The sequence below is a fragment of the Paenibacillus sp. 4624 genome (assembly GCF_050435065.1).
Taxonomy (GTDB): domain Bacteria; phylum Bacillota; class Bacilli; order Paenibacillales; family Paenibacillaceae; genus Paenibacillus; species Paenibacillus amylolyticus_D.
The window spans coordinates 101,992-117,170 of sequence record NZ_JBNDJR010000013.1 but is presented as its reverse complement, the minus strand read 5'-3'; the positions used below and the strand labels follow the sequence as shown (position 1 = coordinate 117,170).

Genomic DNA, 15,179 nt, shown 5'->3' with positions numbered 1-15,179 from the left:
TCAAGGAGATAGGGTTATATGTGGGATTAATGTTAAACAAAATCCAATTGTAAATAAAGTAGCCTATACTTAAGTCAAAATGGGTAATAAAAATAGCTGTTAAAATTATTAACAAAATATTGTATAATTGGAATATATTTTTGTGTGTTATTCTCAATACAGCATGTAACAATGGATCAATTGGAGGTTGTATTTTGAAAATAACTCGTGAATACTTCCGTCTGTTTACTAAAATGATGTTAAGCAACAAAGTAGCATTCGTATGGTATTTGTTATTTCCCCTCATTGCTTTTTTTATCTTTAATTATCAATGGCTTACTCAGGGGCCTGAGATCAATGAGTTCTACATCCAAACGAGTGTATTTGTTTCATATATTATCTTTGTCATGTCCATCGATGTGACGACCAATCTGATCTCTTTAAGGGAGAGCGGTTTTTTCAAGATGTTCAAATTTATCTCGGGTAGTAAGTACCCCATCATTTGGGGGAAGGCTCTGAATCAGATTGGTTTTCTGTTCGTGACCATTCTTCTGTTCTCGCTAGTAACGGGAGTGATATTCCTGGATAGCTTTGGGCAGGTTGCTTTGTTTCTCGCCGTGTCTTTAACAAGCTGTATATTGGGATCTGTCATGGTCATTTTATTAACGCTTATCCTCATGCTTCTTCCCGTAAGGCAGGATTCGCTGAATGCGGTGGTCAGTATGAGTTTACTGGTCATGTTTTTTCTATCAGCAAAGGGACTGGCGTATTCAACAGATTATGGTCTACTTCTGGTGTTCATCAACCCTATGGAATACGTAAGAAATCTAACTTTTCTATTAGCAGAATGGTTTATGGATAGCCCGTTCCCACATTTGAGTCTGATCAACATGAGCTTCATCACACTTTGTTATGTTACCTGCGGACTTATCGCACTCAAGTTTGTGAAAGTCGTATCCAGAACACATCGGACATAGCAGGAGGATCTATGATTAAAATTGAAGATTTGAGCTTTTCTTATCCTAAAGCCTCTCGCAAAAATCTGGATCATTTACATGTGGAGTTTCCCGAACAGACCGTTAATATGATCATTGGCAAAAATGGTTCTGGCAAAACGACTTTATTTGATCTGATCGCGAATGTGATTAAACGTCCGCCAGAAATACAAGGTATTCCTGATGAGAAGGAGATTATCTACCAGCTGCAGGGTCTGTTGTTTCCTCTAACTTTGAAGGCTAAAGACCTCTTTCGTTTTTTCCTGTACTCTGATCACTCCAACCGTATTGCAGTGAATAATGAACCTTATGTAGATGAAGATATGAGTCCAGTTGAGGTGGATTTGGTACAGCGTGTATGGAATATGGAGTTTGGACAGCTATCTGTTGGGGAGAGGCGCTATCTATGTATTCTGGCGATCACATTAATGAAGAGAAAACTGTACATCTTCGATGAACCATTGGCGGGTATCGATCCTGAAATGCGTTATCATATTTTAAAAAGGATCGAAAAGCTGGCACTCCATAATGAGTGCACTGTGCTGGTCTCGAACCATCACTTGCAGGATATTGCCAATATCCAGTGTGTTCTGCATTTTATTCATCAAGGCAAAATAACCTTTAGTGGGTTATATGAGACATTTATTGAAATGGGAGATGGAGTGAATCCTGACTTAGCGTTTTTGGAGCAGGTGAAGTAGGGAGAAGTGTTGCATTTTCAAAAAACGCAGTTACTCATTTTTAATTTGAACCGAGGGTGGGGAGGGGAAAAGCTATTTTTTATTTTCCATCCTAGAAAAGGAAGAATGTAATGCTTTTTCTAAAGAATTATTTTTACAATATTATGCAAAGCATAATATGTTATAAAAAGCACTGTAGTCATTAGCAAAATATATATCTTACTCATATTAGTGGTACTTATGAATGTAAAGAACCAACGGGGTTATACTTTTACTGGCAAGATACTATTGGTTGATGACTAGACTTGATTTCACAATTTTGGTAATTTAATAACGCATACAATAGCAATATTATATTACTAAAGGAGAATTTAAATTTGAAAAGTAAAATGAATTTCTTAGTTCCCCTTATCTGTTCTATTGTATTATTTGTTATTGGATTTCAGTTTATTGCTCAAAGTACTGATTGGGGTATGGACAAAGCTATGTTGGTTTTGGCAGAATACCAAAATGTAAAGTCTGATACCTCTGATATCTTTGGTAGTTTTATAAACTCAGAGATTTGGTCGTATAAAATTGAAGGAATATTATTGATATTTATAGGGATGTTAATGTTGTATTTAGCAAATTCATTACGAAATAAATAAGGCAGGGGCTGTCCCATAAGTCATAAAATTGGCTAGGGACAGCCCTGTTTTCTAAATTGTAGCAACAAAAAAATGGGTCTGGCAAAACGACTTGATCTGATCGCAAATGTTGATTAAACGTCCGCCAGAAATACAAGGTATTCCTGATGAGAAGGGGATTATCTAACAACTACAGGGTTTGTTATTTCCTCTAACTTTGAAGGCCAAAGACCTCTTTCGTTTCTTCCTGTATTCCGATTGTTCTGCATTTCATTCATCAAGGTAAAATCACCTTTAGCGGATCATATGAGACATTTATTAAAATGGGTGATGGGGTGAATCCTGACTTGGCGTTTCTGTGAAATGTGGATGGATCACGATATGTGGATAAAACATAAGACCGCGCATCCATATGTTGTATGTGTTTTTAATTAATGGACATTTTAAAAAATACTGAACTTATGAAACTAAACCTTTGCAAACAATCATTTGATTTTGCAAAGGAATAAAATATGAATTTTTTGGCAATGTATCCTAAAATGATGTAAAACGAGGGGGTGCATGCTATGGGTGAACCGAAGCAGATCAAAGATCGAATTGAACGGGATAGGCAGAAGTTACGTCGGTTGGCGGAGAATCATGGCATGCAGGATAACAAAGTCCTCGAACAGTCCATGGTGTTGGATGAGCTAATCAATGAATATTATCGTTTCCAATATAAAAAACATATGATGCAGAGACAACCGATTGCTTAATGCAGTCGGTTTTTTATTGTGACCAAAAAGAAGTCGACCGCAATGCTGAAGTCGGCTTTTTAATGTTTTCCGAAAGTTAAATCACGCTCCCGCCAATTCCCCTGATAACAGCGCTCAAGCCTCTTCCTCTTTAAATTCCGTACTAAATCCATAGCTTACAGGATCGTCACGACATCTCTAAACTGGATATGATGACCTCAATTCATCCGGAATGGATGCATCTGTTGGTTCCAACGGATTGAACCGTCTCATCGAACAACAGCGAGGTCTCATACAATGAAACGAAGGAGGGGGACAAGTGAATGGCAGAAAGGACGTTGAACTTTGTTCGTTCAATCCGAAAAAGCATAAACCTGCGCTCCAAGCTGCTAGTGCTTTTTCTGGCATTGACTCTCTTGCCGCTTAGCTTGCAGGGGGTGATGAGCTACGCCCATTTTTCGCAGACACTGGATCGCAAGACAGAGCAATTCACCATTGATATGGTGCGGCAGATCAACACCAATCTGAACCGAATGCTCAAGGATTTTGAGCGGTTGTCGCTCTTGCCGCTCTATGACCAGACCGTTCTTGGCATCCTGAGGAAGTACGATGGTTCGATGGGTTCAGGGACGTGGGCGAAGTCGGATGATTATCAGAGAATGAAGCTGTATACGTCAGCTCAAGCCTATGATCGGCCAGAGATTCGAGGCATTCATCTGATCAGCAACAGCGGTATCCTGTTCTCCAATCTGGACTCCCTTGCGGTCAAACCCGTCTGGGACGGCAGCCAAGAGAAATGGTTTTCCGAATTGAGGAGCACCGAAGGCATATGGCACTTGCTTCCCCCGCATATTCCCGGCTACTACGTAAGTGGTCAGGAAGCGGAATACATCACCGTGGGCAGAGAGCTACGTGATCCGGGGACGCTCCAGCGGCTGGGGTACATTTTGATCGATATCCGGCTGGAGGCCTTTGGACAGCTATTATCCAATCTGAATTTTGAGCAAAAGGCAAGTCTGATGATCGTGGATAGCCAGCATCGTCTTATTTTTGAAAAAACGTCTACAGACGGGTTATCCGCTTATGCTCCTTTGTTATCCCATGGAAAGCTTCAGGATTATGCAGACAATCAGAAGATAGAACTGGATGGACGTTCCTACCTCCATGTAAGGCATCATTCGGGATATTCGGGGTTGTCCGTGATCAGCCTGACGCCAATTACGGTCATTCAAAAGGAGTCGGGGGAGATGCTGACCTTTACGATGGGACTTGCTCTTCTCTGTATGGCGGCTGTAGCGACCCTTGCCGTACTCGTATCTTATAGAGTCACGCGTCCGCTTATTCGTCTGAAACATCATATGATTCGGGTGGAACAGGGTGATTTCAGCCAGCGGGTTACTCAATACAGCAGTGATGAACTGGGGCAGATCAGCAGAGGATTTAACCGCATGATGGAGGAGATTCACCGCCTGTTTCATGAGGTGTATATGCTCGAAATTCAGGAACGGGAAGCAGAGCTGTCGGCGCTACAGAGCCAGATGAACCCTCATTTTATATACAACACACTGGAGTCGATCAACATGATGGCTGTCCGCCAGAGGCATGCCGAAGTATCTGCAATGGTGACAGCGCTTGGCAGGCTACTGCGATATACCATTGATAAGGCAGATCGCATGGTGACGCTGCGGGAAGAGCTGGCGTTTGTCGATTCTTATGTGCGAATTCAGCAAGTGCGTTACAACGGTGAACTGGAGATCATCTATGACATGGAGGAAGAAGTTAACGACTGTCTTGTTCCCAAGCTGATCCTGCAGCCGCTGGTGGAAAATGCGATCTGCCATGGGATTGAAGGACGGCTAGCAGGCGGCGGCACGGGAGGTATGATCTGGGTATCTGCCGTTTTATTCGATCAGGAACTGCTCATCAGTGTTAGGGACAACGGCAAAGGAATGGAACAGGAGGAGCTGGATCGGTTAAATGCTTCTATCTCTGGACAGACCTTTTCTGGACAAAACGTGCACTCACCCGCTAATCCCATTCTGCATCGTCGTGCCGGGGAGAGCCTGGGCCTGCACAATATCGCTCAAAGGCTGCATCTGGTGTATGGAAAAGACAGCGGACTAAGTGTTGATGGCAGCCCCGGGCAAGGGCTGGTTGTTACCTTATCCATTCACCTTCAACGGAAAGGGGATTGATACGCATGTATAAAGTGCTGCTGGTGGAGGATGAAACGGTAATTCGTCAGGGATTACGAGAGTTGATTGTACAGGCGTCCCCTCAGTTTCAGGTGGTGGGGGAAGCGGCAAGCGGAGCCGAGGCACTGGAGGTACTGCGTTGTGAAGTGCCGGATGTATTAATCACGGATATCCGTATGCGCGAGATGGATGGATTGACGTTGGTTTCATTAGCAAGAGAGATGTACCCTGATCTGCTGATGCTTATCATTAGCGGGTACGGAGAGTTCGAATATGCACGCAGGGCGATGGAACACGGGGTATTAAGTTATCTTTTGAAGCCAATCGAACGTCATGAACTGGTGAAATGTTTGCAAAAAATGCAATTGCTGCTGGACCGCAGAACCGGTCTCTCTACACTTCCTATCCCCGAAACCTCTGGCGCAGCCAACCCGGAACACGGGGAACCACGCAAAATTATTCGCAGCGTGAAAGAGCATATCCATCAGCATCCCGATGGCGATCTGCGGCTCCAGACGGTTGCTTCACTGGTCAATCTGAACCCGACGTATCTGAGCCAGTTGTTCAAAACCGAGACAGGCATCAACTATTCCGAATATATCGCGGAGGCACGAATGGAGCGGGCCAAGTGGCTGCTGGCCAACACCGGACTCAAAATCTATGACGTTGCCCGGTTATCCGGATATCAGAGTCCGAAACATTTCATGTTGGTTTTTAAACAGCAGATGGGGTGTACGGCAGGGGAGTATCGTGATGGATACAGTTCGAAAAAACCTCTTTAAAAAACGTACCATTTCTGCAACTGACGTGATTTAGGAGCAAAGAGCGCTTTCGATATACTGAGGTGGCACAGGAATACCATAACGTCCATAAGGGGGGATTTCCATGAAAAAGGCAGGACTGATGCTGATTCTCGCGCTTATGATTACAGCTTTAATTGGATGCACAAGCAGCAATACGGGCGGGGCTTCTAACGCCTCTGGCGGAGAGAACGACAAGGTAGAACTGAAATTCATGATGTGGGGTAATCAGGCACACATTGATGTGTACAACAAGCTGATTGATGGCTTTACCAAAGAAAATCCGGGCATCAAGGTAACGATGGAATCGGTACCCTTTGCCGATTATCAGCAGAAAATATCGGTGCTTGCCGCTGGCGGCTCGCTCCCTGATCTGGCCTGGGTATCGGAACGCATGATACCGCAGTTCAAGTCCAATCACATCCTGGCCGACGTGTCGGCGTTCAAGGATGATGCACAATTTAAGCTGGACGATTACATTCCCAGCACGCTGGATCTCTTCCGTGAGGGAGATCAACTGTTAGGCTTGCCGTTTTCCACACCGCCTGTGGTGATGTTTTATAATCATACGCTCTTCGACAAGGCCGGGCTGACCGATCCGAATACGTTGGCTGCCAAAGGCGAGTGGACGTGGGAGCAGTTCGAGGCTTCTGCCAAAGCAATAACCAGCAAGGATGCGGCGAATCGCATCTATGGGGCTAACTTTTTTCGGGACTGGAAGACCTGGGCCGTGCTTTCTTCATATTCCTGGTCTAACGGAAGCGGGCCGTTCAACGAAGATATGACAGCGTTTACCTGGAATGATGAGTACGGAATACAGACCTTTGCCATGCTGGAGCGCATGATGTTTACCGATGAATCCCACCCGAAAGCGGGCGAGCAGGTGAGCTTTGATGCAGGCAATGTGGGCATGTTCTTCGATAACTACAGCTATGTGTCCAAAGCAAGGGAGATCAAGGATTTTGAATGGAGTATTGCACCTATGCCGTCCGGCTCACAGGGCAGCGTACCGATGTTGGGGCAGGCAGGTTATGCGATGTTTAAGGATAGCAAATACCCGGAGGAAACGAAGAAATTGCTGAAGTATTTTGCGAGTGAACAGGGAACGCAAGCAACCGCAACGTACTTTGTGCCTGCGCGTACTTCGGTGCTGAACTCCGACGCCTTTATCGAGCAGCCGAATAACCCGAGCAAAGAGCATATCGTGCAGGCGGTCATTGATGAAATGCCGAAAGCCCGTCTGATTCCGGGACATATCCGCTGGCAGGATATTGATAACGCGGTACTGCAGGGGTTTGACCGATTATTCGCCCGTACAGCCTCGCCAGAGGATAATTTGAAACAAATGCAGACGGAAGTGCAGCGCATATTGCAGCCCTGACGAGAGGGAGAGAGTGAAGGAGTGCGGGAGATGAAGAGTAAATGAGAATAGAGCGTAGGGAGGACAGGAAAATGACGTAAAGAAAAATGACGAAAAAAAGGAAAATGATAGGAAATGAGGCGTATGAAGAGTGAGAGAAGTGAGGGGATGAAACAGGTGGATGATATGAAGAAGGGTCAGCAGACGGAGCAGATGCAGCAGCGGTCACAGAGGACGGAACAGACACAGGAGTCACAACAGATACATCATCCGCAGGGGGTGCAGAAGCTGGAATGTTTATATGAAGCCGGTCAACTTTGGACTAAGCAAAATACGCCAAAGACAGGTCAACTGCAAGCTATGCTGGAGCAAAAACCGCTGTCGCTCATCGTCAGTCTGCCCGGGAATGATCTCGCACTGGCTCAGGCGGCACGGGAGGAAGGTGCGGATGCTCTGAAGGTGCACTTTAATGTGGGCCATCGCGCAAGCGGCAACCATTTTGGTTCGCTGGATGAATACACCGAGGTATTTCGGGCGATCCGCTCGGAGTTCGCTGGTCCATTCGGCGTTGTGCCATCCGGGAGTATCGAAGGGACACGGAGAGAAGATGTGGAGCGCCTGGCGGATCTAGGCTTTGATTTCTACTCGATCTATGCGCATCATCTGCCTTCTTTTATGTTGCAAGACCATGGGCTGGAATCTACGTTTGCGATTAACAACGAGTATGATGTGTCTCTGGTGGCATCTGCTGCACATTTCGGTTTTACTGCACTGGAGGCTTCGATTGTACCCGGCAAAGAATACGGCACCCCGCTCAGCTTTGCGGACGTGCTTCATTATCGGCAGCTGGTCTTGCAGGCCGGAGTACCGGTACTTGTTCCTTCCCAGCGTAAGTTGGTACCGGAGGATGTTCCCGTGCTTCATCACAGTGGCATTAAAGCTATTATGCTCGGGGCAATGGTTACAGGTAAAACGGAGGATCAACTGCGCAGAGCGGTGAATAGCTTTCGCAATGCGATTGACCGTCTGGGGCAAAAGGAGCCTTTGGGCTCGGAACGGGATGTTCCGGAATCATCTGCGACTGGACATTCTGACCCTCCCGATCCTACGGAACTTTTAGATGGTTTGGGTTCAGGGAGGGATGGCTCGTGAGCCGATCCAAAAAGCGGAGACGTGGAGGGCCGCTCGCCAGGGAAGCGCAGATTGCTGGCTGGTTGTTTATTTCACCGATGGTGCTGGGCTTTACTTTGCTGCTTCTGTTCCCAATGGGGCTTGCGTTTTATATGAGCCTGACGGATTGGCCGCTGCTTGGGGAGCACCATTTTATCGGACTAGACAATTACCGGGATATTATGACGGATGCCATGTTCTGGGAAGTGCTTGGCAATACGGTTTACTTTACGGCAGGTCTGGTGCCGCTGAATATCGTACTCGCTTTGCTGCTCGCCCTGCTCTTATCCAAAAGCATTCGAGGGATCGGCCTTTTCAGAACGGCCATTTTTGTCCCGGTTATGACATCATTAATTGTTTGGGCCATCGTGTGGAAGCTGATGTATGCAACGGAGTCGGGGTTAATCAATCAGCTACTATTGATGATGGGCATTAAAGGTCCTGCTTGGCTGTACGATCCGGATCTGGCGATGCCTGCCGTTATTGTGACGAGTGTGCTGAAAAATGTCGGTCTGAATATGGTGCTGTTCATTGCAGCACTTCAGCAGGTACCGCGTTCCCTGTACGAAGCGGCGACACTGGATGGCGCGGGCAGAAGGGCTTCTTTTTTCAACGTCACCCTGCCTATGATTACGCCGACCGTATTTCTGACCGTGGTGATGACCGTCATTGGGTCGCTCAAAGTATTTGGACAGATCTATGTCATGACCCAAGGCGGGCCGAGCAACAGCACGAAAGTTCTGGTCTATTACATCTGGGAAAAAGCATTTAAGCTGTTTCAGTTCGGCTATGCTTCATCCCTTGCATACGTGCTGTTCCTGATTGTGCTGATTCTGACGCTGCTGCAATGGCAGCTCCGAAAGAGGTGGGTATTTGGTGAAGGCGATGCCTAGATTGACAGGCCGGAGGTTCGGGACTGCTGTTGGCACCTATTTGATACTGACGGCAGTTTCGCTGATCATGATTGTTCCGTTGATCTGGATGGTCTCGACATCCCTCAAGGAACCGCAGAGCATATTTACCTATCCACCACAGTGGATACCGGACAGCTTGCAATTTCAGAATTATATCGATGTGTTTCGATTGATTCCGTTTCATCGTTTTTATGGGAACAGTGTGTATATCTCTGCGTTGGTGGTGCTTGGCACAGTGTTTTTTGCTTCGCTTGCGGGTTATGCCTTTGCCAAGATTCCGTTTACGGGAAGGAATGTGGTTTTTCTCATTTTGCTGAGCGCGATGATGATTCCACATGAAGTCACAGCGATTCCGATGTTTCTGTTTATGCGGCAGCTGGGGTGGATCGATACGCATCTTCCGCTGATTTTACTGCCGATCTTTGGCGCGGGCGGTGTGTTTGGCATCTTTGTGATGCGGCAGTTCTTCATTACGGTGCCGACTGAGCTGGAGGAAGCGGCGATGATTGACGGCTGCAGCCGGTTTCGGATTTATTGGCAGATTATGCTTCCCCTTGCCAAGCCGGGCATGGCGACTCTGACTATTTTTACATTTGTGACGAGCTGGAATGAATTCTTTGATCCGTTGATTTTTATCAATTCGAGAGAGCTGATGACGTTACCGCTGGGATTGTCCCTGTTCACGGATGAGGTGGGCACAGCCTGGCAGTATTTGATGAGTGCAACCGTGATGGCGACGGTGCCTCTATTGATCGTCTTTTTCCTGGCGCAGCGGCGTTTCATTGAGGGTGTGGCGATGACGGGATTGAAGGAGTAGTCGGGATGGAGAAGCGGGGGATGCAATGAATATGAGGGGGTGTGAACATTTGTAACGGTTTGGGAAAAGGGTTGTGGTGGAGTGAGGAGATTGTGTAGCTACTGGGAGGGAAGGGGAGAGTGAGAGAGAACTGAAAGGTAACAGAAGGATGGATTTAGTACGGTGAGAGCGGGATGAGCGCAAGAGGATCGGGCGAGAGTAGGTAGAGGGATTCAATCCATTATTCATATGGAAGAGCAGCGTATCGTATGGAAGGGAGAGGGCTCATTTGAATGAAGTGGCGAATGTCAAAAGGGAAACGGCGGATGTTGTCATCGTCGGAGGCGGTCCTGCAGGCATAGCGGCGGCGATTGCAGCAGGGAGGCAGGGTGCTCGCGTGGTGCTAGTGGAACGCTACGGATTCGTTGGCGGGATGTCAACGGCTGCTATGGTCTACCCGTGGATGACGTTTCATACCGAGCAGGGTGAGCAGGTCATTCGGGGGATTGCACAGGAGATTGTGGATCGCTTGCAGGCACGCGGCGGTTCACCTGGACATCTACGTGATACGGTTGGATTTGTGCATAGCGTGACACCGTACGATCCGGCCGTCTATCAGGTGGTTGCGGCAGCGATGTTGAAAGAGGCGGGTGTTCGGCTGTTGCTGCACAGCTTCGTAGATGGTGTTGCTACGATAGGTGACCGAGTAGAGGCAGTGCGAGTGACGAACAAATCCGGTCAGCTGGAGATTCAGGCGAACGTATTTGTCGATGCGAGCGGTGATGCGGATGTGGCTTATCTGGCTGGGGCTGCTATAGCGAAGGGACGGGAGGAAGACAGCCAGTCTCAGCCCATGACGATGAAGTTCCGTATGCGCGGCGTGGATCTCGGGCGTGTGAAGCAGTATATGCAGGAGCATCCGGAGGATTTTTATGAGAAAACACCGTTTGCCGAATTGGATACGATTCCGTTGACGGGCGTGAGCGGCTTCTATTCACACTGGAAGAAAGCGGCGGTGCCGATTCAACGCGATCAGGTGTTATTTTTTACCGGACCGGCGGCAGATGAAGTGCTGATTAACTGTACCCGGGTGCAGGGGCTTGATGCCACCAATGCTGTGGATTTAACCGAAGCTGAACAGGAAGGACGAAAGCAGGTGCTGATGATTGCCGAATTTCTGCGGAACGATGTGCCGGGTTTCGAACGAGCTTCGATCTCGGCTGTAGCCCCACAGATCGGTATTCGTGAATCCAGACGTGTCATTGGGCTTTATGCGTTGACTCAGGACGATGTAGTTGCAGGGCGGAAGTTCGAAGATGTGATCGCCAGAAGTGGCTATCCTGTTGACATTCATGATCCATCTGGACAAGGCGTGACGGCAGCTTTTATTCAGGGTGATGGTGCGTATGATATTCCCTATCGTTCTCTGCTCTCGCAAAATATCAGCAACTTGCTGGCTGCCGGACGCTGTATCTCCACGACACATGAGGCTCACGCTACAACCAGACTGACTCCAAGCTGTATGGCAACGGGAGAAGCTGCGGGAACAGCTGCGGCTATGGCAGTAAAGCTGAAACTTGCGCCTGCGAATCTTCCTGTATCACTGTTGCAAGCAGAGTTGCGCCAAAATGGTGTGGCAATTGGAGTGGAACAGGGAAGTGAGGGCAAATGATGCTACGGTCTGAGCAAAGAGTCGGGGGAGAATGAGCGTTGAAGTGAGGGTAAGGGAACAGGGGGAAAGCGAGGTATGACGACAACGAAGGAGAGTGATACTCGCCTAAAACATTAAGTATAAGATTAGCGTAACCGCACAGTGTTGAAATTCTAACGATCCCCAGAAGCCTTATTCGGGCAAAAAAGTAGTCATAAACATTCTAACGATCCCCAGTGACGCTATTTTGCCGAGATTGCTCCGAATGGGGCGGAAAATGATCGGAATCAGCAAAATAAGCTTCCTACGGATCGTTAGAATTGAAAATGCCTCAAAAATGGCTAAATAAGCTCATCTGAGATCGTTAGAATTCAAAAGCTCCGATTCCATGAAAAATGTGGAACTGGAGCTTTTAAACTTCGAACCGTTGCTTTGCTTAGCTCATATTTTGGGCGGTTCCACTTCGAGTATTGAAGCTGGAAAGTTGAATCGCGAGCAACCGTAGCGGTTGCCTCAAACTGTTCAACATGGAGCAATAGAGCAGCCTCCCTTCGAACCTTGCCACAAGCGACTGGAACAAAACAACGCTTCACCTCCCTAGTTCATGCGTGCCTCAAGTCTTCTGGCAACGATCGAGAGGGAGTAGTTGATGATGAAATACAGTGCAGCAGCGAGCAACAACGCCGGGATGATGTAATCGAAGCTTTGACCGCCGAGGATCTGCACATTGCGCATTAGCTCCGGCAAGGAGATGATGATTGCCAGTGACGTATCCTTCAGCAGTGAGATGAACTGGCTTACCATGGGCGGAGACATGCGGCGCAGAGCCTGTGGCATGATGATGCCGCTGAGCGTCTGCATGTAGCTTAGGCCAGAGGAGCGGGCTGCTTCCACTTGACCACGTTCTACAGACTTAAGGCCGCTTCGCACGATTTCAGCGATCATGGCGCCTTCAAACAAACTTAATCCCACCACCGTGGACCAAAAGGGTGGCATTTTAATGCCAAGCTGTGGCAGCACGATATGGATAAAAAAGATGATGAGCAGCAGCGGCAGGTTACGAATGGTGTCTACGATGACCGCCACAATCTGGGAGAGGACGGGGATTCGTGTAAATCGTATGGTACCGAGCAGCGTGCCCAGCACAAAGCTGAACACAATGGATAAGCCCGCGACCTGCAGGGTCACCCAAAATCCTTGCAACAGGAAACGAAGGTTAGGCCATTCATAGGCCCCGCTAAAGTCCATACATCCGATGCCTCCTTCGGTGAGCAATATATGTTCAATGCGTGATGCGCGTAGGCTGTGGTACATGTTCAAGACGAAACATATGCAACATGGAGACGGAGCATAGAATATAGAGCATTCCAAACGGCATGTGGAGCCTTGTTTAAGGCTGGTCTTGGGGAATCACCACATGTGACTGGATTAGATATGCCCTACATCGTAACCTGCCCGGCAGGTTTGTTTTTCTTCGGTTTCCCTTTGGGTTTGCGTGCTTCTGCATCACTCTGTCCAAATCTGCGTTCCATATAATGCACCAGGAAGCTGAGCGGTAAGGTCAGTGTCAGATAGAATAGGGCAACGATGGTGTAGACGCTTAGGGGCTGGAACGTATCGGAGTTCACAATGTCGGCAAAATACATCAAGTCCATGCCCGCCACAACGGCCAGGATGGATGAGTTTTTGACCAGATTAATAAATTGGTTGCCAATGGAAGGCAATACAATTTTGATCGCTTGCGGCAGGATGATCAGGTTCATGGCCTGTACATAAGACAGTCCCGATGAACGTGCCGCCTCCAGTTGACCGCGAGGTACAGTTTGAATGCCTGCCCGAATCGCTTCCGCGATGAAAACGGCCGTATAGATGGTTAGTCCCAGTGTGCCTGCGACAAATCCATCCAGCGAAATACCCAGCGAGGGCAGTCCAAGATAGAAAAAAAACACCACCAGCAGCAACGGAATGTTGCGGATAAACTCCACAAAGGCCGTACCAAACCAGTTCAACGGTTTGACCGGTGAGATTCGAAAGATCGCCAGAATGGCCCCCAGCACAAAGCTGCCAATCAGAGCCATCACGCTCACTTGAATCGTATTCAGAAATCCTTCCATAAAGCGATCGGAGTGTCTGAAAAGTACGCTGAAATCCAATGTGCCCATAACAAGAGCCCCCGTTCTCCAGGTGTGAAAATAAAACAACAGCGCATCTGCTGTATGCGAATCTCTCACATACAGTAGATGCTTGCAGTACATATGGAATGTTTAGCCGACGGTGGACTATTCCATCATCAGGTACATGGACTATTCCATCGTTAGTTGCATAAACTGCTTTGTCATCAGGGTCTATACTTCGCGTCATCAGACGCATAGAATAACTCACAACAAGCCCTCAATACACCGCGCCACTTTAAGTAGTCTGTTAAACGTTATTCAGGCTTGCTGCCCAGCCACTTTTCATGCAACGTGTCATACTCACCGCTATCCTTCAGGGATTTCAGCATCTTGTTCACTTCTTCTACAAAAGCCGTATCGCCCTTGCGAATCGCCATGCCATAAGGCTCGCTTGTGAAGTTGCCGCCAACCAGCTTGTAGTTGTTGTCCGTCTGTTGCATGCCAATGAGGATGATGTTATCGGTCGTCAGCGCTTCACCTTTGCCTGCTTTCAGCGCTGTAAACGCATCTTGATAATTATCAAACTCCAGCACTTCGGCTTTCGGTGCTTTCTCCCGAATGTTCTGTGCAGACGTAGAGCCTTTCACGGCAAGCACCTTCACACCATCCAGGCTCTCCAGACCAGCGATGGCACTATCATTTTTCACCAGAAGGGATTGGCCTGCTTCGAAGTACACATCACTGAAATCCACTTGCTCTTTCCGCTCATCCGTAATGGTCATCGTAGCAATGATGATGTCGATATCTCCGTTTTGCAGCATCGGTATCCGTGTTTTGGACGTCACTTCTTTCAGTTCAACCTTCGTTTCATCTCCCAGAATCTGCTTGGCGAGTGCCTTGGCAATATCGATATCGAAGCCTTCCACATCTCCGCTTGCCGGGTCTTTGAGTCCAAATAACTTCGTGTCATATTTCACGCCAGCAATCAGCTTGCCGCGTTCCTTAATCCGTTCAATCGTTCCTTGTGCTTCTGCGTCGCCCCCACCGCTCGCGGAAGGTGTATTTGTACCAGTGGAGTTACAGCCAGATAATACGAGTGATAGCATAAGCACCAACACTAAGGTTAAAGACGGGAACTTCATCATATTTTTCATCAATTTAAGAC

At 47.7% G+C, this 15,179-nt stretch carries 14 protein-coding genes; 11 read left to right on the top strand and 3 right to left on the bottom strand.

What is annotated here, in order from left to right; genetic code table 11:
* The first annotated feature begins 194 nt into the window (after positions 1 to 194).
* The 11 genes from ABIE27_RS25710 to ABIE27_RS25660 all read left to right on the top strand — a co-directional run bounded on the left by ABIE27_RS25710 (position 195) and on the right by ABIE27_RS25660 (position 11,921).
* Positions 195 to 956, top strand: coding sequence for a hypothetical protein (locus tag ABIE27_RS25710; protein WP_429351858.1), 762 nt, complete (start codon positions 195 to 197; stop codon positions 954 to 956).
* Positions 957 to 967: 11 nt separating this feature from the next.
* The gene (locus ABIE27_RS25705) at positions 968 to 1,675 is read left to right on the top strand and encodes an ATP-binding cassette domain-containing protein (RefSeq protein WP_429351857.1); all 708 of its coding nucleotides are present in this window, start codon (positions 968 to 970) and stop codon (positions 1,673 to 1,675) included.
* A gap of 356 nt (positions 1,676 to 2,031) precedes the next feature.
* Entirely contained in the window at positions 2,032 to 2,301 is a 270-nt protein-coding gene (locus ABIE27_RS25700) for a hypothetical protein (RefSeq protein ID WP_429351856.1), read from the top strand.
* A 545-nt stretch (positions 2,302 to 2,846) separates the two neighbouring features.
* Positions 2,847 to 3,035, top strand: a complete 189-nt coding sequence (locus ABIE27_RS25695; protein WP_123065487.1) for an aspartyl-phosphate phosphatase Spo0E family protein — start codon at positions 2,847 to 2,849, stop codon at positions 3,033 to 3,035.
* Positions 3,036 to 3,337: 302 nt separating this feature from the next.
* A complete protein-coding gene (locus ABIE27_RS25690; RefSeq protein ID WP_429351855.1) occupies positions 3,338 to 5,209 on the top strand; it encodes a sensor histidine kinase in 1,872 nt (623 codons plus the stop codon).
* Between the two features lie 5 nt (positions 5,210 to 5,214).
* Positions 5,215 to 5,991 (top strand): response regulator, encoded by a 777-nt coding sequence (locus tag ABIE27_RS25685; RefSeq protein WP_123065489.1) that lies wholly within the window; start codon positions 5,215 to 5,217, stop codon positions 5,989 to 5,991.
* A gap of 103 nt (positions 5,992 to 6,094) precedes the next feature.
* A complete protein-coding gene (locus tag ABIE27_RS25680; protein ID WP_429351854.1) occupies positions 6,095 to 7,390 on the top strand; it encodes an ABC transporter substrate-binding protein in 1,296 nt (431 codons plus the stop codon).
* Positions 7,391 to 7,537: 147 nt separating this feature from the next.
* Positions 7,538 to 8,521 carry a hypothetical protein gene (locus tag ABIE27_RS25675; protein WP_429351853.1) on the top strand — a complete coding sequence of 328 codons (984 nt, stop codon included), beginning with the start codon at positions 7,538 to 7,540 and terminating at the stop codon, positions 8,519 to 8,521.
* 77 nt (positions 8,522 to 8,598) lie between these two features.
* Positions 8,599 to 9,432 (top strand): carbohydrate ABC transporter permease, encoded by an 834-nt coding sequence (locus tag ABIE27_RS25670; RefSeq protein ID WP_429351889.1) that lies wholly within the window; start codon positions 8,599 to 8,601, stop codon positions 9,430 to 9,432.
* Complete coding sequence (locus ABIE27_RS25665) at positions 9,425 to 10,270, top strand: carbohydrate ABC transporter permease (protein WP_429351852.1); 846 nt, start codon at positions 9,425 to 9,427, stop codon at positions 10,268 to 10,270. The genes ABIE27_RS25670 and ABIE27_RS25665 overlap by 8 nt, the downstream gene beginning before the upstream one ends.
* Positions 10,271 to 10,538: 268 nt before the next feature.
* Positions 10,539 to 11,921 carry an FAD-dependent oxidoreductase gene (locus ABIE27_RS25660; RefSeq protein WP_429351851.1) on the top strand — a complete coding sequence of 461 codons (1,383 nt, stop codon included), beginning with the start codon at positions 10,539 to 10,541 and terminating at the stop codon, positions 11,919 to 11,921.
* A gap of 576 nt (positions 11,922 to 12,497) precedes the next feature.
* Here the strand turns inward: ABIE27_RS25660 and ABIE27_RS25655 are convergent.
* The 3 genes from ABIE27_RS25655 to ABIE27_RS25645 all read right to left on the bottom strand — a co-directional run bounded on the left by ABIE27_RS25655 (position 12,498) and on the right by ABIE27_RS25645 (position 15,168).
* Entirely contained in the window at positions 12,498 to 13,148 is a 651-nt protein-coding gene (locus ABIE27_RS25655) for an amino acid ABC transporter permease (RefSeq protein WP_123065494.1), read from the bottom strand.
* A 191-nt stretch (positions 13,149 to 13,339) separates the two neighbouring features.
* Complete coding sequence (locus tag ABIE27_RS25650) at positions 13,340 to 14,062, bottom strand: amino acid ABC transporter permease (RefSeq protein WP_123065495.1); 723 nt, start codon at positions 14,060 to 14,062, stop codon at positions 13,340 to 13,342.
* Positions 14,063 to 14,328: 266 nt separating this feature from the next.
* Positions 14,329 to 15,168, bottom strand: a complete 840-nt coding sequence (locus tag ABIE27_RS25645) for a transporter substrate-binding domain-containing protein (protein WP_123065496.1) — start codon at positions 15,166 to 15,168, stop codon at positions 14,329 to 14,331.
* Positions 15,169 to 15,179 lie beyond the last annotated feature (11 nt).

Excerpts from the sequence above, each read along its gene's own strand:
- ABIE27_RS25705 (WP_429351857.1), top strand. The coding sequence starts at position 968 with ATGATTAAAATTGAAGATTTGAGCTTTTCTTATCCTAAAGCCTCTCGC.
- ABIE27_RS25695 (WP_123065487.1), top strand. The coding sequence starts at position 2,847 with ATGGGTGAACCGAAGCAGATCAAAGATCGAATTGAACGGGATAGGCAG.
- ABIE27_RS25690 (WP_429351855.1), top strand. The coding sequence starts at position 3,338 with ATGGCAGAAAGGACGTTGAACTTTGTTCGTTCAATCCGAAAAAGCATA.
- ABIE27_RS25685 (WP_123065489.1), top strand. The coding sequence starts at position 5,215 with ATGTATAAAGTGCTGCTGGTGGAGGATGAAACGGTAATTCGTCAGGGA.
- ABIE27_RS25680 (WP_429351854.1), top strand. The coding sequence starts at position 6,095 with ATGAAAAAGGCAGGACTGATGCTGATTCTCGCGCTTATGATTACAGCT.
- ABIE27_RS25675 (WP_429351853.1), top strand. The coding sequence starts at position 7,538 with ATGAAACAGGTGGATGATATGAAGAAGGGTCAGCAGACGGAGCAGATG.
- ABIE27_RS25670 (WP_429351889.1), top strand. The coding sequence starts at position 8,599 with ATGGTGCTGGGCTTTACTTTGCTGCTTCTGTTCCCAATGGGGCTTGCG.
- ABIE27_RS25665 (WP_429351852.1), top strand. The coding sequence starts at position 9,425 with ATGCCTAGATTGACAGGCCGGAGGTTCGGGACTGCTGTTGGCACCTAT.
- ABIE27_RS25655 (WP_123065494.1), bottom strand. The coding sequence starts at position 13,148 with ATGGACTTTAGCGGGGCCTATGAATGGCCTAACCTTCGTTTCCTGTTG.
- ABIE27_RS25650 (WP_123065495.1), bottom strand. The coding sequence starts at position 14,062 with ATGGGCACATTGGATTTCAGCGTACTTTTCAGACACTCCGATCGCTTT.
- ABIE27_RS25645 (WP_123065496.1), bottom strand. The coding sequence starts at position 15,168 with ATGAAAAATATGATGAAGTTCCCGTCTTTAACCTTAGTGTTGGTGCTT.